Source organism: Pseudomonas sp. App30, assembly GCF_047947025.1.
Lineage (GTDB): Bacteria > Pseudomonadota > Gammaproteobacteria > Pseudomonadales > Pseudomonadaceae > Aquipseudomonas.
On sequence record NZ_CP133165.1, the window covers coordinates 214,722 to 238,464 of the forward strand.

The 23,743-nt window shown below is 65.4% G+C and carries 18 protein-coding genes; 8 read left to right on the forward strand and 10 right to left on the reverse strand.

What is annotated here, in order from left to right:
- Positions 1–91: 91 nt before the first annotated feature.
- The 3 genes from RAM80_RS00960 (at position 92) to RAM80_RS00970 (ending at position 2,720) form a co-directional block, all read left to right on the forward strand.
- The gene (locus RAM80_RS00960; RefSeq protein WP_416424361.1) at positions 92–1,501 is read left to right on the forward strand and encodes a dicarboxylate/amino acid:cation symporter; all 1,410 of its coding nucleotides are present in this window, start codon (positions 92–94) and stop codon (positions 1,499–1,501) included.
- A complete protein-coding gene (locus RAM80_RS00965; RefSeq protein WP_416424362.1) occupies positions 1,440–1,901 on the forward strand; it encodes a YbaK/EbsC family protein in 462 nt (153 codons plus the stop codon). Before RAM80_RS00960 ends, RAM80_RS00965 begins: the two co-directional genes overlap by 62 nt.
- Before the next feature lie 75 nt (positions 1,902–1,976).
- Positions 1,977–2,720 carry a PRC-barrel domain-containing protein gene (locus tag RAM80_RS00970; protein ID WP_416424363.1) on the forward strand — a complete coding sequence of 248 codons (744 nt, stop codon included), beginning with the start codon at positions 1,977–1,979 and terminating at the stop codon, positions 2,718–2,720.
- Here RAM80_RS00970 and RAM80_RS00975 read toward each other — a convergent pair whose 3' ends face one another.
- The 5 genes from RAM80_RS00975 to RAM80_RS00995 form a co-directional block, all read right to left on the reverse strand.
- Positions 2,721–3,737 carry a class I fructose-bisphosphate aldolase gene (locus tag RAM80_RS00975; RefSeq protein ID WP_416424364.1) on the reverse strand — a complete coding sequence of 339 codons (1,017 nt, stop codon included), beginning with the start codon at positions 3,735–3,737 and terminating at the stop codon, positions 2,721–2,723.
- Positions 3,738–3,785: 48 nt separating this feature from the next.
- Positions 3,786–4,115: a hypothetical protein gene (locus RAM80_RS00980; protein ID WP_416424365.1), complete on the reverse strand. Its 330-nt coding sequence runs from the start codon at positions 4,113–4,115 to the stop codon at positions 3,786–3,788.
- 387 nt (positions 4,116–4,502) lie between these two features.
- Positions 4,503–5,866 (reverse strand): IS3 family transposase gene (locus RAM80_RS00985; protein WP_416424366.1). Its coding sequence is split into 2 segments (ribosomal slippage): positions 4,503–5,401 and positions 5,401–5,866, totalling 1,365 coding nucleotides; the frame shifts between segments, so codons are not numbered across the junction.
- A 488-nt stretch (positions 5,867–6,354) separates the two neighbouring features.
- Positions 6,355–7,149, reverse strand: coding sequence for an ABC transporter permease (locus tag RAM80_RS00990; protein ID WP_416424367.1), 795 nt, complete (start codon positions 7,147–7,149; stop codon positions 6,355–6,357).
- Complete coding sequence (locus RAM80_RS00995) at positions 7,146–7,817, reverse strand: ABC transporter ATP-binding protein (RefSeq protein ID WP_416424368.1); 672 nt, start codon at positions 7,815–7,817, stop codon at positions 7,146–7,148. The genes RAM80_RS00990 and RAM80_RS00995 overlap by 4 nt, the downstream gene beginning before the upstream one ends.
- A 460-nt stretch (positions 7,818–8,277) precedes the next feature.
- Here RAM80_RS00995 and RAM80_RS01000 point away from each other — a divergent pair, with 460 nt between their 5' ends.
- A complete protein-coding gene (locus RAM80_RS01000; RefSeq protein ID WP_416427610.1) occupies positions 8,278–10,332 on the forward strand; it encodes a cytochrome-c peroxidase in 2,055 nt (684 codons plus the stop codon).
- Positions 10,333–10,526: 194 nt separating this feature from the next.
- Positions 10,527–10,832 (forward strand): hypothetical protein, encoded by a 306-nt coding sequence (locus RAM80_RS01005; protein WP_416424369.1) that lies wholly within the window; start codon positions 10,527–10,529, stop codon positions 10,830–10,832.
- On the opposite strand, the gene RAM80_RS01010 is transcribed toward RAM80_RS01005, so the two are convergent.
- The 5 genes from RAM80_RS01010 to RAM80_RS01030 form a co-directional block, all read right to left on the reverse strand.
- Entirely contained in the window at positions 10,823–12,250 is a 1,428-nt protein-coding gene (locus RAM80_RS01010) for a sigma-54-dependent transcriptional regulator (RefSeq protein WP_416424370.1), read from the reverse strand. The genes RAM80_RS01005 and RAM80_RS01010 overlap by 10 nt on opposite strands.
- Positions 12,219–13,697: a sensor histidine kinase gene (locus tag RAM80_RS01015; protein ID WP_416424371.1), complete on the reverse strand. Its 1,479-nt coding sequence runs from the start codon at positions 13,695–13,697 to the stop codon at positions 12,219–12,221. Before RAM80_RS01015 ends, RAM80_RS01010 begins: the two co-directional genes overlap by 32 nt.
- Positions 13,698–13,802: 105 nt before the next feature.
- Positions 13,803–14,897: an SCO family protein gene (locus RAM80_RS01020; protein ID WP_416424372.1), complete on the reverse strand. Its 1,095-nt coding sequence runs from the start codon at positions 14,895–14,897 to the stop codon at positions 13,803–13,805.
- Between the two features lie 13 nt (positions 14,898–14,910).
- Complete coding sequence (locus tag RAM80_RS01025; RefSeq protein WP_416424373.1) at positions 14,911–17,709, reverse strand: multicopper oxidase domain-containing protein; 2,799 nt, start codon at positions 17,707–17,709, stop codon at positions 14,911–14,913.
- 201 nt (positions 17,710–17,910) lie between these two features.
- The gene (locus RAM80_RS01030; RefSeq protein ID WP_416424374.1) at positions 17,911–19,356 is read right to left on the reverse strand and encodes a sensor histidine kinase; all 1,446 of its coding nucleotides are present in this window, start codon (positions 19,354–19,356) and stop codon (positions 17,911–17,913) included.
- 239 nt (positions 19,357–19,595) lie between these two features.
- Between RAM80_RS01030 and RAM80_RS01035 the strand changes: the two genes are divergently transcribed.
- The 3 genes from RAM80_RS01035 to RAM80_RS01045 are packed head-to-tail and all read left to right on the forward strand — an operon-like array spanning position 19,596 to position 23,741.
- Positions 19,596–20,942, forward strand: coding sequence for a hypothetical protein (locus RAM80_RS01035; protein WP_416424375.1), 1,347 nt, complete (start codon positions 19,596–19,598; stop codon positions 20,940–20,942).
- Positions 20,943–20,977: 35 nt separating this feature from the next.
- Positions 20,978–23,224, forward strand: coding sequence for an Ig-like domain-containing protein (locus RAM80_RS01040; RefSeq protein ID WP_416424376.1), 2,247 nt, complete (start codon positions 20,978–20,980; stop codon positions 23,222–23,224).
- A 58-nt stretch (positions 23,225–23,282) separates the two neighbouring features.
- On the forward strand, positions 23,283–23,741 hold the full coding sequence (locus tag RAM80_RS01045) for a curlin (RefSeq protein WP_416424377.1): 459 nt from the start codon (positions 23,283–23,285) through the stop codon (positions 23,739–23,741).
- Positions 23,742–23,743: the final 2 nt, after the last annotated feature.

The following is a 23,743-nucleotide window of genomic DNA, read 5'->3' on the forward strand; positions in this document are numbered from 1 at the left end:
CGACGCTGGCCACACCGCGGCCCCGGCGCTGCACGAATCACCGCGCCCGCGCCGGGGCGGCGCCTGACAACAACAAGAATCAGGGTCCGTCATGAAACGCATACTCGGCAAACTCTATGTACAGGTACTCATCGCTGTAGCCCTTGGCGCCCTGGTGGGCGTGCTGTGGCCCGACACGGGGGCTGCGCTCAAGCCCATCGGCGACGGCTTCATCAAACTGATCAAGATGCTGCTGGCCCCGGTGATCTTCCTCACCGTGGTCAGCGGCATCGCGCGCATGGAGAACATGAAGGAACTGGGCCGCGTGGGCGTGCGCGCCCTGCTCTACTTCGAGGTGGTCTCGACCCTGGCGCTGGGCCTGGGGCTGATCGTGGTGAACTTGTTCAAGCCGGGCGCCGGCATGAACATCGACCCCAAGGCGCTGGACACCTCCAGCATCGCCACCTACACCGCGGCGGCGCCCCACGCCTCGTTCATGGACTTTTTGCTGGGCATCATCCCCGACACCATCGTCGACGCCTTCGCCAAGGGCAACGTCCTGCAGATCCTGATGTTCTCGATTCTGCTGGGGGTGGCCCTGGCCAACGCCGGGCCGCGCGCCAAGGTGTTCATCGACGTGGTCGACAGCCTGATGAAGGGCATGTTCAACATCGTCAACATGGTCATGCGCCTGGCGCCCATCGGCGCGTTCGGCGCCATTGCCTTCACCATCGGCAAGTACGGCTTCGGCTCGATGTTCGCCCTGGGCAAGCTGATGGCCTGCGTGTACCTGACCTGCATCCTGTTCGTGGTGCTGGTGCTGGGGCCGATCTGCCGCTACACCGGCTTCAGCCTGTGGAAGTTCCTGCGGTTCATCAAGGAAGAGCTGTTCACGGTGCTGGGCACCAGCAGCTCTGAATCGGTGCTGCCGCGCATGATCACCCGCATGGAGCAGGCCGGCTGCTCCAAGCCGGTCGCCGGCATGATGATTCCGGCGGGGCTGAGCTTCAACCCCGATGGCCAGGCGATCTACTACACCATCGCGGCAATCTTCATTGCCCAGGCCACCAACACGCCGTTGAGCCTGAGCGACCAGCTGATCGTGCTGGCGGTGCTGATGTTCACCTCCAAGGGCTCGGCGGGCGTCAGTGGCTCGGGCTTCATCATCCTGGCAGCCACCCTGGCCTCGCTGGGCACCATCCCGGTGTCGGGCATGGTGCTGTTGCTGGGCGTGGACCGCTTCATGTCGGAAGCGCGGGCCATCACCAACACCATCGGCAATGGCGTCGGCACCCTGGCCATCGCCAAATGGGTGGGCGCGTTGGACAGCGACAAGCTGCGCCGGGCCATGGACGGTGAAACGGTGCCGGAGCCCGCAGCCACGGTGCCCCGGCTGACCCCGGTGCTGCAGCGCTATGGTAAGGTATGGACCGTTTTGGCCCGCGAACCAAGGAGCAGCAATGAGTCTGGAAACCGTCAAATCCTTCCTGGCGGCGAACGCCCCGGACCTCTCGGTCATTGAGTTGGCCGAAAGCACCGCCACCGTGGCCCTGGCCGCCAGCGCGCACAACGTCGAGCCGGGGCAGATCGCCAAGTCGCTGTCGTTGCGGGTCAATGACCAGGTGATCCTGATCGTCACCCGCGGCGATGCGCGCCTGGACAACAAGAAGTTCAAGGCACGGTTCGGGGTCAAGGCGAAGATGCTCGACGCCGCCGAGGTGCAGGCGCACACCAGCCACCCGGTAGGTGGGGTGTGCCCGTTCGGCTTGCCGGCGGCCGTGGCGGTGTACTGCGACGTGTCGCTGCAGGCCTTTGCCGAAGTGCTGCCGGCCGGCGGCGCCACCAATGCCGCAGTGCGCCTTTGCCCCCAGCGCATGGCCACGCTGGTGAACGCGCAATGGGTGGATGTCGCCCAGGCCTGACGCCTGTCAGGCCGGGAACTTGTGCTCAGGGGCAGGGCCTACTCTTGTACTGCCCCCTGCGACAGGACATTCCCCATGTTAAGAAACCTGCATGACCTGGAACACTACACCCTGGGTGCCACCGACGGTGACATCGGCAAGGTCAAGGACGTTTATTTCGACGACGCCACCTGGGTGGTTCGCTACCTGGTGGTGGAAACCGGCTCGTGGCTGGCCAGCCGCAAAGTGCTGATCGCCCCCGCCTCCATCCAGCAGTGCGACTGGAGCAACCACCGCCTCACCGTCAATATCACCCGCGAGCAGGTCAAGGCCAGCCCGGACATCGACACCGCCAGGCCCGTCTCGCGCCAGCACGAAATGGACCACCTGGGCTATTACGGCCTGCCCTTCTACTGGGGCACGGGCGGGGTCTGGGACACGGCCATCGAACCCGCCGCCGCGCCGCGTGAGCCCAAGGACGACGTGCGCCTGCGCAGCGGCGAGGAAGTCAGCGGCTACCATATCCACGCCAGTGACGGCGACATCGGCCACGTCGCCACGCTGCTGGTGAACGAGGACTCTTGGGCGGTGCAGTACCTGGTCATCAACACCAGCAACTGGTGGGTGGGCCACAAGGTGCTGATTGCCCCGGAATGGATCGATTCCATTGCCTGGGAAGAGCAGAAGGTGTTCCTCGACATCGACCGCGCCACGGTGCAGGCGTCGCCGCCCTATGACGAGACGGCGCCGCTGAGCCGCGAGCACGAGACGGTGCTGTACACCCACTACCAGCGCTCGGTGTACTGGTCGGTCGAAACCCGCAACGACCCGCCCGAGTAATCAGCCTTCCATGGCCGGGCGGTACTGGCCCTGGGCGGCGGCGCCGTTGCAGCGGGCGCGCAACAGCAGCGCCTGCTGCGCGCGTTGCACATTGGCGTCGTCGCCGGCCCACAGGCGCAGGGCATCGTCCTGCAAGGCGCGGCCGTAGGAGAAGGTCAGCGGCCACGGCAAGGGCGCACCCTGGTGCATGGCATTGAGGTGTTCGGTGGCCAGCGCCGACGACTGCCCGCCCGACAGGAAGGCAATGCCGCCCACCGCCGCCGGCACCGCGCGCCGCAGCGTCTCGACGGTGGCCTGGGCCACGGCCTGCACCGACACCTGCGGGCCGCCCTCGCCCGGCAGCACCATGTTGGGTTTGAGCAACATGCCCTCCAGCAGCACGCCATGGCGGTGCAGCTGTGCGAATACCACGTCCAGCACCTCGCGGGTCACTGCCTGGCAGCGCGCCAGGTCGTGGTCGCCGTCCATCAGCACTTCCGGCTCGACAATGGGCACCACGCCGGCCTCCTGGCACAGCGCGGCATAGCGCGCCAGGCCCTGGGCGTTGGCTTCGATGGCGGTGCGGCTGGGCAGGCCGGTGTCGATGCTCAGCACCGCGCGCCATTTGGCAAACCGCGCCCCCTGGCCTGCGTATTGCTGCAGGCGTTCGCGCAACCCGTCCAGGCCCTCGGTGATGCGCTCGCCGGGGAAGCCGGCCAGCGGCTGCGCCCCGGCGTCCACCTTGATGCCGACGACAATGCCGGCGGCCTTGAGGATATCGACGAAGGGCGTGCCGTCCTTGGCGTGCTGGTACAGGGTTTCCTCGAAGAGAATGGCGCCGCTGATGTGCTGCGCCAGCTGCGGGGTGGTCACCAGCAGTTCGCGGTAGCGCCGGCGGTTCTCCTCGGTCTGGGCGATGCCCAGGGGCGCGAACCGGCGGTTGCAGGTGCCCAGGCTCTCGTCCATGGCCAGCAAGCCCTTGCCTGCCGCCATCAACGCCCGGGCCGTGTCGATCAGGGAATTGGAATGATCGGTCATAATTCACCTCTGCCTTGGCTGAATGGCCAAGGATAGGCGCGATCGGCTCTACTTGCGCGCCAGCTTGTAGTGCAGGCAGCCTTCGTAGAAGGTGTCGTGCACCACCGCAGGCCTGGCGCGGGTGGCGTTGTCGTAGGTCTGCTCGGTGATGCCCAGGGCCAGCATGCGCATCCAGCCCTTGCTGAATTTCATGGTGTGGATCTTTTCCCGCGCGGCGTAGCGCGACACCCCGGCCAGCTTCAGTTCCTGGGCGCGCGCCGCGGTGCCGGCGCCCCAGGCGCACATGTAGCGGTCATCGGGCCGAAGGTCCCGGGCCTGGGCGCACAGCGTGGCCCCGGTGAGTGCAACCCCTGCAAGCGTAATCATTACATTGCGCATTTAATCCCTGCCCCAAGCACCTGAAATTGAAGTGATTTTGGCGGGAAGTAAAAGCCTTGGGGGCCAGCATTTCGCCTGCTTCGCAGGCTGCCTTCACACGGACCGCCTTTGATCTTGATCCCGTGCGGCCTTTGATCTTGATTGTGTGCCCCGTAAAGCGCCAGGGCCGACTGGAGGCGTCGGCCGAGCGGTCCACGGCGTAGCCGGGGAAGACGGAACCGGAGGCGCTTCTATTCCGGGCCGTCGGCCGCTTGGACGACGCCGGAAGGAGGGGACCCGCAGCGAAGCGGAGGGACCAAGCAGGGGCAAGCCTTTTTTGGTTACTTTTTGAGGCGTTTGTCAAAAAGTGACCCGGCGTTGAACTGACCCCCTAATGTTGGACAAGGGTTAGTGTTTCCGTGCTTGGGTCCGAAATTGTACCGGACTCAAGCCATTCAATCTGAGGCTTATGCGTTCCTGGTTGTAGTAGGCGATGTAGCTCTCTAGCCCTGATGCCAGTTGCTCCACGCTCTCAAAAGATTCCAGGTAGAAGAACTCACTCTTGAGCGTGCCGAAAAAGCTTTCCATGGCGGCGTTGTCCAGACAATTGCCCTTGCGCGACATGCTCTGCTCAATGTTTTTTTCGGCCAGCATGTGCCGGTAGGTCGGCTGGCGGTACTGCCAGCCTTGATCAGAGTGCAGGATCGGTTTGTCACCTTGATTAAGCCGCCCAAAAGCTTGCTCCAACATGCTCGAAACCATATTGAACTCAGGGCGGCGGTTGGTCTGGTAAGCCAGGATTTCTTCGTTGTACAGGTCCATCACAGGCGAAAGAAACAACTTCTGCCCTCTTACGTTGAACTCCGTCACATCGGTCGCCCATTTCTGGTTGGGGGCTTCTGCCTTGAATTCGCGCTTAAGCAGATTAGGTGAGGCAAGCCCCTCATCGCCCCGATAAGAACGGTACTTCTTCACCCTGATCAGCGATTTTAGGCCCATCAACTGCATCAGACGCTGCACCTTCTTGTGATTGACCGACTCACCAGTGCGCCCAAGGGCTGCGGTGATGCGGCGATAGCCGTAGCGCCCTCGATGCTTGTGATAGACGCTGCGTATGCGGTCTTTCAGATCAGAATGCTTGTCAGTCAGCAGTGCCTTGCCTTGGTAGTAGAAGGTGCTGCGCGCCAACCCGGCAGCACGAAGCAGCAAAGCAAGTGGATATACCTGCCTCAATCCTTGGACGGCCTGCGTTTTTTTGATTGCGCAGTCCGAGGATCCGCCTGGATCAAGGCATCGAGCTTTTTTAGATAGGCATTCTCGGCGCGCAGATAGGCCAGCTCCTTGAGCATTTGCTCAGGTGTCAGGTCAGCGTCCGCATGGTTCTCAGGACTTACTGTGGGTGCTTTGGAGGTTTTGCGGGACACGCTGGGCTCTCGGTGACGATGCGATTGAAGTGCTTCAATTCCGCCTGCATCGTACCGCGTTTTCCATTGCCTGATGCTGCTCGGGCCGCGGATATCAAACCGTATGCACGCTTGCTGGGTTGACAGCCCCTCTTGCTCGATGCACTGCAACACCTTCATTTTGAACTGGGCATCGTAGTGGCTGTATTTGGCAGCCAAACCTGCGGCGCCGTGCGTCTCATAGCCTTTGACCCAGCGGCGCAGGATCGATGGGCTCAGGCCATGCTTGATTGCCACCTCATGAACACTGCCCGCAGACAGACATTCCTCAATCAGTGATTGTTTGAGCGATCGGTCGTACTTCGTCATTGAACACCCTCCGGCGAGGTCAGGTGTCCAACATTCGGGGGTCAGTTCACGTAAGGCCGGAAAGGTGATTTTGCATCACCCGTGATAATGGATATGTTCACGATGGTCGGATCCCGCTTCTGACGTTTCTGGATATATCCATTTTCGTGGTGCGACCACCGACCGTTTCGCCCTTACGGCGACTCACTTTTTGTCAAACGCCACAAAAAGTAAGCAAAAAAGGCTTGCCCCTGCTTGGGCCCTCCGCTGCGCTACGGGTCCCCTCCTTCCGGCGCCGCTCAACGGGCAGACGGCACCCGCTATAGAAGCCTGCGGGTTACCGTCTCTTCGGCCTGCGGCCTCGGCCCTTCGGGCAGCCCGTTGATCGACGCCTCCAGTCGGCCCGGGCGCTTTACGGGGCATACAATCAAGATCACAAGCCAGATCAAGATCAAAAGCCAATCACAAGCAGATCACAAGCAGATCAACTGCCTGATCGCACGCTGCGCTCAGTCGCGGGTAATCAGCTTCGCGGGCAGGAACCGATGCTGCGGCGAAAACAGCCTACGGTAGGTCAACAGCACCGCCACCACCGTGCCCAACGCCGACGCCGCTGCTATAAGGAACATGATGATTATCTGGTAACGCACTGCCTGCAAAGGACTTTCCCCTGCCAGCACCTGGCCAGTCATCATGCCAGGCAAGCTCACCAGCCCCACCACGGTCATCTGGTTCAGGGTCGGGATCATGCCCGCCCGCACCGCCTGGCGCGCCGCCAGCTGGGCGGCCTCCCAGCGGGTGCCGCCCAGGGCCAGGGTCATTTCGACCTGCCCGCGCCCGGCGGTCAGCTCCTGGATCATGCGCTCGATGCCCAGGGACACACCGGTCAACGTATTGCCCAGGATCATGCCCAGGATCGGGATGGCGTACTGCGGCTCGTACCAGGGGTGAATGCGGATCACCGCGAACAGCCCCACCGCCGCCACCAGCCAGCTGCTCACCCAGATGGACCACACGCTGTCGGCGCGGCGCCCGACGTAGGTGCGCTTGCCGCGCCCGGCCGCCGACAGCCCGGCGATCAGGGTCATCAAGCACATCACCGGCAACACCACGTACCACTGGGCGTTGGCGAAGATCCAGGTCAGCACGTAGCCGATGGCCAGCAACTGCACCACGGTGCGCACCGAGGCCACCAGCAGCTGCCGCCCCAGGCCCAGGTTCAGGCACAGCGAGAGGATGCCGTTGATCAGGATCAGCGCCGCGGCAATGGCAATGTCCAGGTTGGAAAGGCTCTGGTAGTTCATGTCAGGCTCCCCGCCTTCATCACGAGCTGGCGGTTGCTCACCCGCTGGGCCTGCGCCGGGTCATGGGACACCCAGATCAGCGCCCGGCCGCCGTCGAACCAGGCGTCCACCAGGGCTTCCACCTGGCGCGCCGATTCCGGGTCCAGGGCCGCGGTGGGTTCATCCAGCAACAGCACCTGGGGGTTCAGCTGCAGGGCCCGCACCAGGGCCAGCACCTGGCTTTCACCGCCGGACAGCTCACTGGCCTGTTTGTCGAGGAAACTGGCGGGCTTGCCGGCCTGCGCCAGCAGTTGCAGCGCTGCCTCGCGCTGGTAGCGCGCCCTGGCGTGCACCTTCAGGGAATAGGGGTAACGCAGGTTGTCCTCGACGCTGCCGTCCAGCAGCGCCGGTTTCTGCGCGATGTAGCACACGTGGCTGCGGTAGGCGGTGATCTGCGTGGCCCTGATGGCCGCGCCCTGCCAGTGCACCTCGCCGCCCTGGGTGGCGTCCAGCAGCGCCAGGGTGCGCAGCAGCACGCTTTTGCCGGAGCCGGACGGCCCGGTTATTGCCACCCGGTCGCCGGCGGCCAGGGTGAAATGCAGGGGCTGCAACAGTGGCGTGCCGGTGCGTGCATCCAGGCGTGAGACGTCGACGGCGGTAATCAAGGAGATGGCAGGTGAAGTATTCAACCGAAGCGCTTCCGGGCAAGAGGTTGAACATGATGCACGAGCCGCACGACAAACAGCAAGTGCGCAAACTTCAAACAAATAGACTTGCAACTAGCGACAACTATGCCAACTTGCACAAGCCCCGCAGCGCCTGCCAAACCGCCCAGCCACTGGGCCCTGCGACGCCACTTTCGGGGCAAATTCCCCACATAATGGCAAACAGCCCCAACTTAAATTAATTGTTAGAAAGTTGAAAAAGACGTGCAAAATTCGCCGTGAACTTCGCTATAGTTTCAATCAGGCAACTTAGCGCTTTTTATCAGCCCCGATATCCCGGGACTGCCGCTGTGCGCGCAAAAGAATAACCGCCAGGGAAACGAACAATAAAAACAGCAACAACCAACCGATAGCGAGCCCTCACATGCGCACACTTCCCTACCGTAGCCTGATCCCGCCCCTGGGCCTGGCGTGCTGGTTGCCCATGGCGGCAACCCTGGCGGCCACCGAGCCCGCCGCCCCCGTGGTCGATGCCCCTACCCTGCAAACCCTGAAGGGCGTGCTGCCCCCCGACCCTTCCGGCTACGAGGGCGGGCGCAAGGTGGACCTGATGACCGACTATGTGCTAAACCGCGACGCCGCCGTGCGCCTGGGCAAGGCGCTGTTCTGGGACATGGACGTGGGCAGCGACGGCAGCACCGCCTGCGCCTCGTGCCACTTCCACGCCGGCGTCGACCACCGCATCACCAACCAGCTCAACCCTGGCCAGGCCAACACCAACGCCAACGTGGCGTCGCTGTTCAACAAGCCGTTCGCCGCCGGTGACATTCCCGGCGACGTGCCCTCCTACACCACCCTGTCCGGTGGCAAGGGCGGCCCCAACTACACCCTCAAGCGCACGGACTTCCCCACCCACGTGCTGGCCGACCCGCTGGACCGCAACTCCCCCATCGTCTATTCCACCGACGACGTGGTGGGCTCCCAGGGCGTGTTCGACGCCAACTACACCAAGCCCAAGCAGTCGCGGTTCGACAAGTGCACCCAGCAGCCGGACGGCATCTTCCAGGTCAACAACATCAACGTGCGGCGCAGCACCGGGCGCAACGCGCCCACCACCATCAACGCCGTGTTCAACGTGCGCAACTTCTGGGACGGGCGCGCCAACAACGTGTTCAACGGCTTCTCGCCGTTCGGCAACCGCGACCCCGACGCCGGCATCTTCGTCACCGCCGACCGCAGCCCGGTGGCCAGCAAGGTGCGCCTGGCCCTGGTCGACGCCTCGGCAGCGTCCCAGGCCGTGGGCCCACCCGGCAGCCCGGTGGAAATGTCCTGTGGCGGCCGCACCTTTGCCGACATCGGCCGGCGAATCCTCGACAACCTGATCCTCAGCCGGCAGAAAATCGCCCCCACCGACTCGGTGCTGGCCGCCATGTCCGGGCCACGCCGGCCCACCTACCGCGACATGGTCAAGGCAGCCTTCCAGCCGCGCCTGTGGAACGCCACGCAACCGGTGTCCCTGGGCGGCGCCAACTACACCCAGATCGAAGCCAACTTCCCGCTGTTCTTCGGCCTGGCCATCCAGCTGTACGAGGCCACCCTGGTGTCTGACCAGACGCCGCTGGACGCCTACCTGCAGGGCAACACCCAGGCCATGAACGCCCAGCAGGTCCAGGGCATGAACCTGTTCCTGGGCAAGGGCAAGTGCGTCAACTGCCACGGTGGCCCGGAGCTGACCAACGCCGGCACCCGCCTGCGCCTGGAACCGCGCGAGCGCATCGAGCGCATGCTGATGGCCGACAACCTCACCACCCTGTATGACAACGGCTTCTACAACACCGGCGTGCGCCCCACGGCCGAGGACCTGGCCGTGGGCGGTAGCGACCCCTGGGGCAACCCGCTGTCGTTCACCCGCCAATACAACACCCTGCTGCAAGGCGGCAACGTGCCCGACCCGTTCGAGGTGGACGTGTGCAAGTTCGAGATACCGCTGACCGCGGCCATCCCCTGCGACGCCACGGCCAAGCCGCCGGTGGGCTTCCGCGACGCTGTGGACGGTGCGTTCAAGACCCCGGGCTTGCGCAACATCGCCCTGACCGGCCCGTACTTCCACAACGGCAGCCGCTCCACCCTCAAGCAGGTGGTGGAGTTCTACAACCGCGGCGGCGACCGCCGTGGCCAGGACGCCAACAACACCAGCGGCTTCGACCACCCCACGGTGAACCAGCACAACGGCTCCAACCTGGACGCCGACATGACTTCCCTCAACCTGACCCCGGACGAAGAGGACGCCTTGGTCAAGTTCATGGAAGTGGCCCTCACCGACCCGCGCGTGGCGTGGGAGCGGGCGCCGTTCGACCACCCTTCGCTGGTCATACCCCAGGGTGAGACGGGCAATGAGAACAGCGTGACCGCCCGGGCGCCGGACGCGGGCGTGACCACGCCGCGGGCCCAGGATGCGTTGGTGCCGTTGCGGGAAATCGGCGCCGAAGGGCGCAAGGCCACCGAAGGCCCGCTGCAGCCGTTCGTGAACGATCTGTAACCGACGGACGCGGCCTGCGGTGCTCCCGCAGAACCGCGTCAAGGCGGCATCCTGTGGGAGCTGGCTTGCCAGCGAGCTGTTGGGGCCTAAAAGCTCGCTGGCAAGCCAGCTCCCACAAGACTGCTGTGCAGGCTAACAGGTGCTATATTGATGGCCTTGGGGTTGTACGTGGGGGTGTATCCAACGGTGCCGTCATGACCATGTCGCTTCGCCTGTCCTTGCTCGTCTGCTGTCTGCTGCTGTCGCCCCTGGCCATGGCGCAGACCTACTACCCCACGGTCCACTCCTCACCCCCGCAGCCCTTCGTCGATGTGCCGCCACAGGCCTTCGAGGTGGTGGAATACCCCCATCAGTTCTACGACTCGCAACTACCCGCGCTGGCCGAGCGCAGCGAGGTGGTGGCGCGGATCTATGACCCAAGGCTGGGGGTGTACGTGGATACGCGGGTGCCGGACCCCAGTTGCCTGGCCGACCCCGCGCAGGCGAAGGGCTACCACTGACGCTTGTCAGGGCGCATCAGGCCCAGTTTCTCGATACGGTAGCGCAGCATGTCGCGGCTCAGGCCCAGCAGCCGCGCGGACTTGGTAACGTTCCAGTCGGTCTTGTCGAGCACCTTGCGCACCATGTCGCGCTCCACCGCCGGCAGGGTCATGCTGGCCGTGTCTTCGAACACCGGGCGCGGCTCGCTGACTTCCTCGCGGGGCGGGGCGATGGGCGTGTCGGTCAGGCTGTGGCAGACGTTCAACTGGCTGGCGCCCACGCAGTCACTGGGTGCCAGCAGCACAGTCTGCTCAAGCATGTTGCGCAGCTCGCGCACGTTGCCCGGCCAACTGTAGCTGAGCATCAGCTCCTGGGCCTGGTCGCTGAAGTACAGGTTCGGCTTGCCGTAGCGCTTGCCGTGGGCCGCCAGGAAGTGCCGGGCCAGCAGCAGGATGTCGTTGCCGCGGCTGAACAGCCGCGGCACCTTGATGGAGATGATGCGCAGGCGGAAGAACAGGTCGCGGCGGAACTTGCCCTGCTGCACCATCTGCTCCAGGTTGCAGTTGGTGGCGCTGATGATGCGCAGGTCGACCTTGCGCTCCTTCACCGAACCCACCCGGCGAATGGTGCGGTCTTCCAGCAGCTTGAGCAGCTTGGCCTGCAGCAGCAGGTCCATCTCGCCCACCTCGTCGAGGAACAGCGTGCCGCCGTCGGCGGCCTCCACCAGGCCCACGCGGCGGTCCTTGGCGTCGGTGAACGCACCCTTTTCGTGGCCGAACAGCTCCGATTCCAGCAGGTTCGAGGGAATGGACGCGCAGTTGAACTCAATGAACGGGCCCTTGGCGCGCGGGCCGTCGAAGTGCAGCGCGCGGGCCACCAGTTCCTTGCCGGTCCCTGTCTCGCCTTCCACCAGCACGGGCGGCAGGTCGTTGTTGGGCATGCGCCGCTCGGCGTCGAGCAGCTGCATCAGCGTGTTCTTCATGGTCAGCATGGCCGGCGACTCGCCGATCAGCGCCTGGATCCCCGACTTCTGCGCCTCGCGGTCCTGGTAGAACGACAAGGTGCGCTCCATGCGGTCGGTGGCCAGGGCCTTGTCCAGCAGCAGCTTGAGCTCAGGCAGCGCCACCGGCTTGGTCACGTAGTGGAAGGCGCCCTCCTTCATGGCCACCACCGCGTCCTCGATGTTGCCGTAGCCGGTCATCATGATCACTTTGAGATCCGGCGCGCTGATGCGCAGCTTCTGGATCAGGTCATGGCCACTCAAGCCCGGCAGCGAGTTGTCGGTCAGCACGGCGTCGGGCTGGAAGCTGCGCAATTGCTCCAGCGCATCCTCGGCGCTGTGGCAGACACTGACCTCGAAGCCCTTGCGCTCCAGATAGGTCTGTATGTTCTGCGCCAGGATTTCATCATCCTCGACCAGCAGTATGCTGTGCTCCATAGTCCCCTCCCGCTGCCACTCTGAAATTAAGACACACACGGGTTCCTTCCTGCTCCTGACTGGTCAGGTCGACCGAGCCCTCGAAGCGTTCCATTATCCGTTTGACCAGCGACAGGCCCACGCCCAGCCCACCCTGCTTGGTGGTGAAAAAGGGCTTGAACACCATGCGTTCCTGCTGCCGCGTCATGCCCTTGCCGGTATCGCTCAGGGCCAGGGTCAGGCGCCCGCCGGGCTGTTCCTGCACCTCGATGGTCAAGATTCCGCCGTCGGGCATGGCCTCCACGGCGTTGGTAAACAAACTGTTGAGAATTTGCATCAGCTGCATCTGGTGGCTGAGCACCTTCGGGTAGCCGCGCGGCGACCAGTTCAACTGCACGTTGCAGCGCCGTATCAGCCCTTCATGCTGCTTGCAGGCCTGCTCGATGGCCGCGGTCAGGTCCACCGCCTCGCGTTCGGTGCTCATGGGCTTGAGGGACACAAGCAACTCCCGTACCCAGCGCGACATGCGGTCGACCTGGCCAATAATGTCGGCGATGTTCTTCTGCGAGTCCTCGCTCGCCACCTCCTGGGCCAGCTCGGCGCTGGAGCGGATGGTGGCCAGGGGGTTGCGCAGGCTGTGGGCCACCGCCGAGGACATCTCGCCCAGGGCCACGAAGGTTTCGTTGGCCACCAACTGGCGCTCCTGGGTGCGCAACAACGTGGCGGCGCGCCGCACTATCCAGTACAGGCCACCATAGATCAGCGCCCCGCCCGCAATGGTGGCCAGCCAGATCAGAAGGTAGCCACGGCGGATGCGGGCCACCAGGTCGGCCGGCTCCTTGTAGATTTCCACCATGGCGACGACCTTGCTGCGGTCGGCGTTGAACAGCGGGATGTAGTTTTCGATGAACAGGTATTCGGGCTCGCGCAGCAGCTTCTGCTCCGGCCGCTCCTCGGCGATGCGGTGGTAACTGGCGGCCACCGGCACCTTCATCTCGAAGGCCTCGTCCAGCTCGTCGTCGTCCTCGATGTTCACGCCCACCAGCTGCGGGTTGGTGGACCAGATCACCTTGTGGTCCAGGCCATACACGCTGGCCAGCAGCAAGTCGGGCAGCTGCGCCAGGTGATCGAGGAACTCGTCGCGCGCCGCCAGCTGCAGGCGCGGGTCAAAGCCGGCCAGCTCGGGGTGCGGCAGGTTGTCGAGGACATCACCGATGGTCAGGGCCCCGGGAATGTGCGCGTGGCGCAACTCGGCCTCGCCGATGGACTGGATGAACTGCGCGGTCAGCAGCGCATCGCGCTCCACGCTCTGGTTGACCACGAAGCCGGTGGACACATACCCCAGGCCCAGCGCCACGGCGCCGATGATCAACAGGCTGGCCAGGGAGAACCAGCGCAGCAGGTTGAAGCTGGCCGGGCGCGGCTCGTGCTGGGCGGCACCGCTGGCCGTGGGGTTTATTGTCTGCATGTCAGGCGTTCCTGGCTGCTTTTTGTCTTTGAAGATATAGACCCGTCTTGACCCCTGCCACTGATGATTCGCTATGACGGACCTGCCAATGATAGTAATTTGCCTCTATTGCATACCTGACATGTTGTGCTGGCTGTGATCGACCTGGTGCACGTGCGCAGGCTCGGCATCGGCCATCGGCGCGGGCAACGGCCGCTGGCGGTTGGTCTCGCTGTCCAGGAACTCCAGGATAGACAGCACCGAGGTGTCGTCCAGGCGCAGGTTGGGCATGGCCACGCTGTCGTACTGCTGGTAAAGCTGCACGGCCAGCGGGTCTTTCTCGGCCAGCAGGCGGTCGGGCTCTTTCAGCCAGCGTTTCAGCCACTCGGGGTCGCGCTGGCGGGTCACGCCGATCAGGTCGGGGCCGATGCTGCGCAGGCCCAGGCCTTGGCCATCCAGGGGGCCCAGGCTGTGGCAGGACGCGCAGCGGGTGCGGAACAGCTCTTCGCCGTTGCTCGGCGGGCGTATTTCCGGGGCGTTGGCGTAGCTCTGCTCGGTGCTGGGGGTTTTCCAGTTCTGCAGGGTGTTGGCCAGCTGGTCGGCCAGGATCCACGGGTTCTCGAACGGCGAGGCTTTCATCCAGCGGCCACTGGCCTGGTTGCCGACGATCAGGCTGAGGTTGTGGTCCTTGCTGCGGCCATTGTCCACGCCTTCGATGAACAGCCCCAGTTTCTGCCGCAGCTGGGTGATGTCCTGCTTGTTGCCGGTGAGGAACTGCCAGCCCGGCCCTACCTTGAATTTGTCCATGTAGTGCTTGAGCACCGCCGGGGTGTCGGTGTCCGGGTCGATGCTGATGGAATAGAAGAACACGTCCTTGCCCACCCGGTCGCCCAACAGCTTCTGCACCTGGCGCAGCCGCGCGGTTTCCAGCGGGCAGGAGTCGGTGCACGAGGTGAAGATGAAATTGATCACCACCACCTTGCCCTTGATCAGGTCGTCGAAAAAGTGCACCGGCTGGCCGTCCTGGTTGGTCAGCACGGTGTTGGGGAAGTAATCGCCGCCCCAGGGCGTGGCCGAGGTGTCCGCCGCGGCGGGCGGCGTGGCCACCTCGTGCACATGCCCTTCGTGGGCGTGGAGGGCCCGGCTGGCCAGCAGGCACGCCACCAGCACCAGTATCCAGTGCAGTTGCAGCGCAGCGTGGCGGGTGTCGTGCTTGCTCATGGCCTGGGCCTCCTTATTTCACGTTCACTTGCGGGCCGACGCCGTCGCCGGTACGGAAGGTTGGCAGCGCGGCCGAGTTCACGTACCGCACCCCGTCCCAGCTGGGCAGCGGCGTGGGCATCAGCTGTAGCTGGCCGGGTTTTTCCAGGTCCCAGCGCAGCAGCATCGAGTTGTCCTCATGCTGGGTGTTGTGGCAGTGCTCCATGTAGGTGCCGGCGAACTCGCGGAAGTTGATCGCCATTTCCACGTTGTCCAGGCCGTCGGCTTCCGAACCGATGCGGTAGACGTCCTTGCGGGCCCATTTTTCCCACTCGGGTGGCGCCTTGCCGCCGCGGCTGAGGATGATGCCTTCCTCGAAGTGCACGTGCACCGGGTGGCTCCAGCCCTTGCCGCCGGCTTGTATCTTCCACACTTCCAGGGTGCCGATACCACCATAGCCCGCGTCGGTGGGGCCGTTGGCCAACTGCGTGGCGGCGTTCAACCGGCGTGGGTCCATGTGGTAGCCGAAGCCGCCATCGGTCTTGACCGTCCAGGGCGCTTCATCGGTGCCGTCGGAGCGGCCGAAGATGAAGGTGCGGTGGCGCGCCTTGGCGAGGATGGCCTTGTCAGCCGGGTTGTCGCGGTGGATCTTCAGCGGGATCATCACCTTGCCCTCGGCCTTGCCCGGCTTGGCCGGTTCATACAGCGACGGGTCCATGGCCAGGTCCTGGCCGGTGTAGGCCTTGACGTTGAGCTGCAGGATCTTGCCCACCACCGGGTCGCCCTTGTCCCACTGCGGGCCCTTGCTGGTCTGCTTGATCACCGGCAGGTACTTCTCGGACAGGATGTCCGCCAGGGGAATGACCTCTTTGGGGCCCTTGCCGTCTTCATGGGACTGCACATTGACCAGGAACAGCTTGTCCCCCGCCTTCACGCCGTTCTTGGCGAAGTTGACGATGATGTCGAAGCGCTCGGCGATGCCCTGGGTCGGCAGGATGGCGTTGTGGTTCTGTTTGTCGCCATCGGCGTCCAGGTCCATGCTGCCGTCGAACGGCACGGCGTGTTCCATGATGTTGCCGTCGTTGGCGATCATGTGGAACGGCACCCGCGCGTAGGACAGCCCCGAGCCCTTGGGCCCCTGGAACTCGCCGCTGGTGCCCTTGATTTCGCGCACCAGGGCCAGCTTGATGTAGCGCGACACCGAGCCGTTGAGGATGCGGAAGCGGTAGCTGCGGGCGCGCACGTCGAGCACCGGTTTCCATTGCCAGTTGACCATGGGCTGGTCACCCAGGAAGCCATCGGTGTTGAAGGGGTTGAACCACAGTTGGCCGTCCTGGTCCCAGGCCTTGTCGGCGATCACCAGGTTCACGTCGTAGTCGCGGTTGCCCCACGGCAAGGCGCTGCCGCTGGGGAAGCGCAGGTTGACGCCGTCGTCCACCGCCTCGTTGCCGCGGTCCAGGGCGCTGTAGTAGTTCATCATTGCCGCGTTGCCCTTGTAGACGTTCTGGGCGGTGAAATCGAGCATGTGGTCGTGGAACCAGTGGGTGCTCATGGTTTCGCGCCAGTCGCCGCGGATCTTGATGGTGCCGTGGTCGCAGGTTTTAAGGCCGGGGCTGGCGTCATTGACCCACAGGGTCTCGCCCGGCGCGCAGGGAAACGCTGCGCGCGGGTCCTGGGCGTTGGTGTTGATGGTGTCGTAGCCGGCCAACTGGATGGGCCAGCGATAGTCGTAGTACTGGCCGGGGAAGAAGAAGGCGTTGGCGAAGCCGTCGCTTTCCGCTGGCGCGTGGCCGTTGTGTTCGTGGGTGCTGATGGTGTGCAGGCCGAAGCCCTTGTTGGCCGACGGGTCGATGGGCAGGCCGTTGTAGTGGCGCATCAGCACCGGCTGGCCGTAGCGCACCATCAGCAGCTTGGGCGGCAGCGTGCCGTCGAAGGTCCACACCGAGTTGTGGTTCTGCACCGGCATGTTGGGGTGGAAGCGCGCATCCACGCCCTTGGCCGTGCCATCGGTGGCCGGCATGCCCGCCACGTTGTGGTACAGGCCACCGGGGCCGAACTCGCCCAGCTGGTAGCCGTGGCGCTGCCTGCTGTCACGCAGGCCGCCGTTGGTGCGCACGCCGGTCTGCACGGTCTTGTAGGCGTACTGCGGGTAGAACTCGTTCCAGCGCTGGTGCGACCAGCCCTTTCCTGGCGGCCGGCCTTCGGCGGACGAGCCGATGCGGCGGTTGAGGAACACCTCGATCTGCGCCTGCCAGGGGTTGCGGTCAACGGTGTTGGACACCTGACTGGGGAACGGCGTGAGCCCCGGTTGCCGCAAGAAGGCATCCAGCGCGGCGCTGGGTGGGCCGCTGCGGGCATCGGTAAGCGGGTCTTGCTGCGGCGCCGGCCCTTTCACCGGCGCCGGGAACGGCAGCGGCCCCGGTGGCGTGGTGGGGTCGAGCTTTTCCGGGCCGAACTCCTCGAACAGGGTCAGCTGCTGGGTAAACGGCTGCGCCCCGTACAAGGGGCTGGGCTTGCCGTTGGTGGGGTAGTTGAAGCTGGTCTGCGCCGCTGGCGGCAGCACGTTCTCGACGCGGGTGGTGGCCTTGGTGCCCTTGACGGCGTCGGGCAGGTCCAGCGCGTCTTCGTTGGCCTCGGGGTCGGCCAGGATAGCGTTCAGTGCCGAGGTTTCATCGGCAGGTTCATCCTGGTAGGCGGAAGGGTCAGCGCTGGGCGGCTGGCTTTCGTCGTCGATAGGCCCGGCCCAGGCCCCGTGGATAACCAGGGCCAGGGCCAGGCTCAAGGGCGTCAGCCGGGCGCAGCGCCGTAATGCAAGCCAGTGGGTAATGTTCATCGTCATCCGCCTCAAGTCGTGAAGGGGTGATGACGATGGAGCAATTAGCCGGCCAGTTTTTCAGCCGCACCTAAAACTCAATGGAAACAATGGATTGGCCTTACAAACCGGTAGGAACAGGCCGGGGCGACTGGGGAATGACACCCGCTTGCGGGGAAAGTTCACACCCAGTTCGTGGCTGCCGCCAGCGTGCAGGTTGCCCTACCCGCTCACCGCGCGAAACCCCAGGCTCACACAGGTCCCCTCGCCTTCCTGGCTCTGCAGTTCCACCCGCCCGCCGAAGCGTTCCATGATCCGCTTGACCAGCACCAGCCCCACCCCCAGGCCACCCTGCTTGGTGGTGAAGAACGGCCTGAAGCACAGGGCACGCTGCTCGGCGCTCATGCCCTTTCCGGTGTCCGCAAGGCTCAGCCACACCCAGCGGTTGTCGGGGCTGGCCACGGTGATGGTCAGGGTGCCGCCCTTGCCCATGGCCTCCAGGGCGTTGGCCATCAGGCTGTTGAGGATCTGCGTCACCTGCACCTGCTGGTTCACCACCAGCGGCGCCTGCTGCACCTCGAACACCACCCGGGCCTGGGCGCGGGCGATCTGCTGTTCGAAGGCCAGCAGGCTGTCGTGCACGCAGGCCAACAGGTTCACCGGCTCCGGCTCGTCGCTCAGCGGCCGCAGGGACTGCAGCAGCTCGCGCACCCAGCTGGACATGCGATCCACCTGGTTGATGATGTCGCCGATGTTCTTGTGCGCCACGCCGCTGTCGAACTCCAGCGCCAGTTCGGCGCTGGAACGAATGGTGGCCAGCGGGTTGCGCAGGCTGTGGGCCACCGCCGAGGACATTTCCCCCAGCGCCACGTAGGTCTCGTTGGTGACCAGTTTCTGCTGCTGCACCGCCAGCAGCATGGCGGCGCGGCGCACTATCCAGTACAGGCCCAGGTAAATCAGCGCGCCGCCGGCCACGGTGGCCAGCCAGATCAGCAACAGCCCCCGCTCCATGCGCCCGATCAGGTCCTTGGGCTCCTTGTAGATCTCCACCATGGCCATCACCTGGTCGCCGGTGGCGTTGAACAGCGGCACGTAGTTCTCGATGAAGATGAAGTCCGGTGGGGTGATGAATTTCTGCTCCATGCGCGCGTCGTCGATGTCGTGGTAGCTGGTGGACACCGGCACTTTTTCCTCGAAGGCGCGTTCCAGGTCGTCGTCGCCCAGGATGTACTGGCCGATCAGGCTGGGGTTGGTGGACCAGATCACCTGCTTGTCCGGCGCATAGATATTGGCCAGCAGCACGTCGGGCAGCTGCGCGATGTGGTCGAAGAACTCGCCGCGCACCTTGTCGCGCAAGGCCGGGTCGATGCCGGGAAACTTGCCGTCCTGGCGCGGGTCCAGCAGTTCGCCCATGGGCGGCACGTCGTCGATCTGGGCGTGGCGCACCTCGGTGGCGGCGATGGACTGCACGAACTGCGCGGTCAACAGCGCGTCGCGCTCCACGCTCTGGCCGATCACGAAGCGCGTGGACACCAGCCCCAGCCCCAGCGCCACCAGGAGGATGATCGCCATGCTGGTGACGGAGAAAGAGCGCAACAGGTTAAAGGTGGCGGGGGGCGACGCGGCGTCTGCCTGGGCGTCGCGGGTCCTGCGAAAGGGCCATTTCATGGGGCGTGGTTTCCCGTCTCGACCCTATGGGTATAGACCACCCCCAGGCAATTGCCCGGCCTGCCGCCATTGCCCCCACAGTTGGGGCAAACACCCCAGCGGCGCCTGTCGGCGTTGCCGGCTCACCAGGCTTGCAGGGCTCTGGCGCAAGGCTTTCACCACCACTGGCATGGGAGTTGCCGGCACCTGAGCAACTGACCCGTCCCCACAGGACCGGGCCTTTGCCAGAGGGATAACCCATGCACCCTTTACTTTCCAAGACCGCCACCGTGCTGGTGGTGACCTGCCTGGCCCAGGGCGTGGCCCGTGGGGCGCTGTTCGACGTGGACCCGGGGCCCTACGCGGCACCCACGGGCTTTTTCGCCAACTGGTACCAGGACACCCATGGCCGGGTGCTCGACCTGTGCCTGTCCAAGGCCCTCAGCTCGCGGGTGCCCAGCACCCCCGGCACGCCGTCGTACATGTGCTCGCTGATCCCCAACCCCGGGGTATTCGACGACACCAAGGCCATCGTCTTCCCCACCAACTTCCCGGACGAGGCGTTCTGGTTCACCGCTGACGCCGCGTTCAACGACGCGGCCACCGGCGTCAACCTCAACTATGGCTCGGCGGTGGAAGCGGCGTTCAGCGGCGGCCTGCCCGCCGACGGCGAGCAGATCAGCTTCGCGCGCATCCGCATGCGCATCGACGTGCCGGTGGCGGGTACCTACATCGTCACCCACCCCTATGGGGTCGAGGCGTTCACGGTAACCACCCCGGGCCGGCGCGCCATCAACCTGACCCGCGACATCGGCATTGGCGCGCCCAAGGTCTACACCGGCACCCTGGCCGGCGACATCGGCCCGTTCCTGCGTAGCATCAATGGCCCCTACACCGAGACCAACCCGCAGACCGGCGCCGCCGAGAGCTTCATCGGCGACCCCAACCTGACCGAGGCCGCCACCGGCAGCCCCTACAACACCAACTACGTGCGCATCGAAGGCCCCAACGGCATCGACGTGCGCACCACGCTGTTCGCTATCTCCGGCAAGCTGTCGGCCACCGTGCGGCCCACCCCGCTGATCACCCAGCGCGGCACCTACTCCCGCCGCCCCGGCACCAGCGCGCCGATTGCCCAGCAGGACGTGTTCGTGCAGGCGCCGCCGCAGCCCGCCACGGTCACCCTGACCAGCAACAGCCCGGCCCTGGCCCTCACCGAAACCACCGCCACCGGCAACTGGTACGGCCAGTCCGCCAGCAACCCGACGCTGCCCAGCGTGCTGCAACTCACCGCCGACAACCACCTGGCCATCGCCACCAGCACCCCCACCAGCCTGGGCCTGCCCCTGGCGGACCTGGTGATCATCCAGCGCGCCGAATACAGCCTGAGCACCGGCCAATTGACCGTGGTGGCGGCCACCAGCGACGAGACCTCGCCACCGGTGCTCACCGCCACCACCCTGGGCGGCGCCACCATCGGCGCCCTGGGCGGCGACGGCGCGGTGAAAACCCTGGCCACCAGCATTTCGCCCATCCCGCCGGCCAAGGTGCGCGTGACTTCGTCCAACGGCGGCAGCGACGTTGAAGAAGTGGTCATCGTGCAATGAACGCCCAACGGCCCAGATCTGCTTCAGGAGGCACCATGAACAAACGCCCAAGCCTGGCCCTGAGCGCCCTGGCGGTTGCACTGACGCTGTCAGGCAACGCCCACGCGGTGCTGTCGGCCGTCGACACCGGTCCCTATACCGCCGCCACCGGACGCTTTCCGGCGTGGTACCAGGACTCGACCAACCTGCAACTGGAACTGTGCCAGTCCAAGGCCTTGAGTTCCCGCGTGCCCAGCGTGCCCGGCACGCCTTCGTACATGTGCACCATCCTGCCCGAGCCGGGGGTGTTCGACGACACCCTGCCCATGGTGTTCCCCGACAACTGGCCGCCCGAGGCCTTCTGGACCGTGGCCGAGACCAAGATCCCGGCGGTGGGCACCAGCGGCTACGCGCTGGAAGCCTACGTGGCCGGCGTCGAGGCGGCGTTCACCACCCCTGACCCGGTGGACGGCCAGCAGATCAGCTTCGCGCGCATCCGCCTGCGCATCGACGTGCCCCAGGCCGGTACCTACACCGTCACCCACCCCTACGGCGTGGAGACCTTCAACGTGACCACGCCGGGGCGCCGGGCCATCAACGTCACGCGTGACATCGGCGTTGCCGCCCCCGGCAACTTCACCGGCGCGTTGAACGGTGCCGTGGGCCCGTTCCTGCACAGCGTCAACGGCCCCTATATCGAGGTCAACCCGGAGACCGGCGCCAGCGAGACCTTCGTCGGCGACCCCAACCTGGCGGAAGCGGTGACCGGCAGCCCCAACGGCACCAACTTCGTGCGCATCAGCGGCCCGGCCGGGACTATCCAGACCAACCTGTTCAACCTGACCGGCAAGGTCTACGACAACCGTGCGCAAACCCCGGTGGACGCCCAGCGCATCACCTACCGGCGCACCAGCAACGGCGGCAGCCCCAGCACCCGCGTCGAGGTCTTCGCCAGCTCGCCGAACAGCTCCAGCCTGTGCTTCCGCGAAACCCTGGCGCTGGTGCCCGGCACCCCGGCCACGCCGTGCCAGACCGCCATGGTGGGCGACAACAACGGGCTGTTCTTCGGCCAGCATCTGCTCAGTACCAGCAGCCTGCCCGCCGTGGTGGTGGTCACCGCCAGCAACCCTGCGGGCACCACGCGCCCCACCTCGGTGTCGAGCAAGCTCATTGACCTGGTCAAGATCCAGACCGCGACCTACACCTGGAGCAACAAGACCCTGGTGATCGAGGCCACCTCTACCGATGAGGTCAACGTGCCCGACATGGTCGCCGCCGGCTTCGGCCGCCTGTCCAAGAGCGGCACCCTGCAGCGCCTGACCGTGGCGGACCTGGCGCAACCGCCGGCCAGCGTCACGGTCAAGTCCGCCGCTGGCGGCAGCGACACCGAGTGGGTCAAGGTGGTGGGCAACGCCCCCAACAGTGGGGACAACCAACCGCCGGTTGCCGTGGCCGACACCGCCACCACCGGGTTCGGCGTGCCGATTACCCTCAACGTGCTGGCCAACGACAGTGACCCCGACGGCAACGTGCCCCTGAGCGTCACCGGCCTGACCCAGCCGGCCACCGGCCAGGGCACCGTGGCCCTGAACGGCAGCACCCAGGTGGTCTACACCCCACCGGCAGTGGTCAACGCGCCCATCGCCGCGACCTTCACCTACATGGCCCAGGACAGCAAGGGCCTGGCCTCGACGCCGGCCACGGTGACGGTCAACGTCGCCCCCAACCGGCCACCGGTGGCCAACCCCGACACCGGCGCCACCCTGGGCGTACCGCTGGTGATCAACGTGCTGGCCAACGACACCGACCCCGAAGGCAACGTGCCCCTGGGCGTGGCCAGCGTGACGCAACCGGCCGCCGGCCGCGGCACGGTGACCACCGACGGCACCCAGGTCACCTACAACCCACCCGCCACGGTCACCGCGGCCTTCACCACGACCTTCACCTACGTGGCCCGGGACAGCTTCGGCGCCCTGTCCACCCCGGCCACGGTGACAGTGCAGGTGTCGCCGAAACCGGCGGCGGAAACCTTCACGGTGACCACCGCCAGCGTCCAGGCGAAATCGGGCAACCGCTTCGTCTGGGACTTCGCCGGCACCTCGTCGGTGGTCACCGGCAACACCATCACCGTGCAGGTCACCACGCCGACCGGGTTGGTGACGCTGGGCACCACCACGGTACCGGCCACCGGCCGCTGGCGCCTGACCGTCAATAACAGCCCGGTGGCACCGTCGGCCAACCCCACCGCGACCATCCGCAGCTCCCAGGGCTCGGTGCGCTCGGTGTCGGTGACCACGCTGTAGGCCCGCTTGCCCGCCAGCCTTGCGGTTGGCGGGCAGCCACTGAATCAGGAGTTTGACCATGCGCCTACTGACGACCGCCCTGCTCTGCCTGCTCGCCGCCCACGCGCCGTTGTGCCTGGCCGACGACCTGATGGACAACAGCGACCTGGCACCCGCCAGCGACCTGGGCGAACTGCCGCCACCGGTGGGCCAGCAGGCACTGATCAACCAACAGGGCCAGGCCAACGAGGCGCACCTGCAGCAGCAGGGGCAGTCGCTGCTGGGCAACATCGTGCAGGTGGGCAGCAACCAGGAGGCGTACATCCTGCAGCAAGGCAACGATTTGATGGCGTCGATCAACCAGCAGGGCTCGGGGAACGTCGCCAGCATCAACCAGCGCGGCAGCAGTAACCGCGCGCAGATCGACCAGAACGGCAATAACAACAACGCGAGCATCGAACAGGCCGGCACGGGGCTGCAAAGCGCCGTCACGCAGTCAGGCAACGGTATGAGCGTTTCCATCAAGCAGTACCGCTGAAA

Excerpts from the sequence above, each read along its gene's own strand:
- RAM80_RS00990 (WP_416424367.1), bottom strand. The coding sequence starts at position 7,149 with ATGAACTACCAGAGCCTTTCCAACCTGGACATTGCCATTGCCGCGGCG.
- RAM80_RS01005 (WP_416424369.1), top strand. The coding sequence starts at position 10,527 with ATGACCATGTCGCTTCGCCTGTCCTTGCTCGTCTGCTGTCTGCTGCTG.
- RAM80_RS00975 (WP_416424364.1), bottom strand. The coding sequence starts at position 3,737 with ATGACCGATCATTCCAATTCCCTGATCGACACGGCCCGGGCGTTGATG.
- RAM80_RS00960 (WP_416424361.1), top strand. The coding sequence starts at position 92 with ATGAAACGCATACTCGGCAAACTCTATGTACAGGTACTCATCGCTGTA.
- RAM80_RS01015 (WP_416424371.1), bottom strand. The coding sequence starts at position 13,697 with ATGCAGACAATAAACCCCACGGCCAGCGGTGCCGCCCAGCACGAGCCG.
- RAM80_RS00970 (WP_416424363.1), top strand. The coding sequence starts at position 1,977 with ATGTTAAGAAACCTGCATGACCTGGAACACTACACCCTGGGTGCCACC.
- RAM80_RS01025 (WP_416424373.1), bottom strand. The coding sequence starts at position 17,709 with ATGAACATTACCCACTGGCTTGCATTACGGCGCTGCGCCCGGCTGACG.
- RAM80_RS01045 (WP_416424377.1), top strand. The coding sequence starts at position 23,283 with ATGCGCCTACTGACGACCGCCCTGCTCTGCCTGCTCGCCGCCCACGCG.
- RAM80_RS01020 (WP_416424372.1), bottom strand. The coding sequence starts at position 14,897 with ATGAGCAAGCACGACACCCGCCACGCTGCGCTGCAACTGCACTGGATA.
- RAM80_RS00980 (WP_416424365.1), bottom strand. The coding sequence starts at position 4,115 with ATGCGCAATGTAATGATTACGCTTGCAGGGGTTGCACTCACCGGGGCC.
- RAM80_RS01040 (WP_416424376.1), top strand. The coding sequence starts at position 20,978 with ATGAACAAACGCCCAAGCCTGGCCCTGAGCGCCCTGGCGGTTGCACTG.
- RAM80_RS00965 (WP_416424362.1), top strand. The coding sequence starts at position 1,440 with ATGAGTCTGGAAACCGTCAAATCCTTCCTGGCGGCGAACGCCCCGGAC.
- RAM80_RS01010 (WP_416424370.1), bottom strand. The coding sequence starts at position 12,250 with ATGGAGCACAGCATACTGCTGGTCGAGGATGATGAAATCCTGGCGCAG.
- RAM80_RS01035 (WP_416424375.1), top strand. The coding sequence starts at position 19,596 with ATGCACCCTTTACTTTCCAAGACCGCCACCGTGCTGGTGGTGACCTGC.
- RAM80_RS01000 (WP_416427610.1), top strand. The coding sequence starts at position 8,278 with ATGGCGGCAACCCTGGCGGCCACCGAGCCCGCCGCCCCCGTGGTCGAT.
- RAM80_RS01030 (WP_416424374.1), bottom strand. The coding sequence starts at position 19,356 with ATGAAATGGCCCTTTCGCAGGACCCGCGACGCCCAGGCAGACGCCGCG.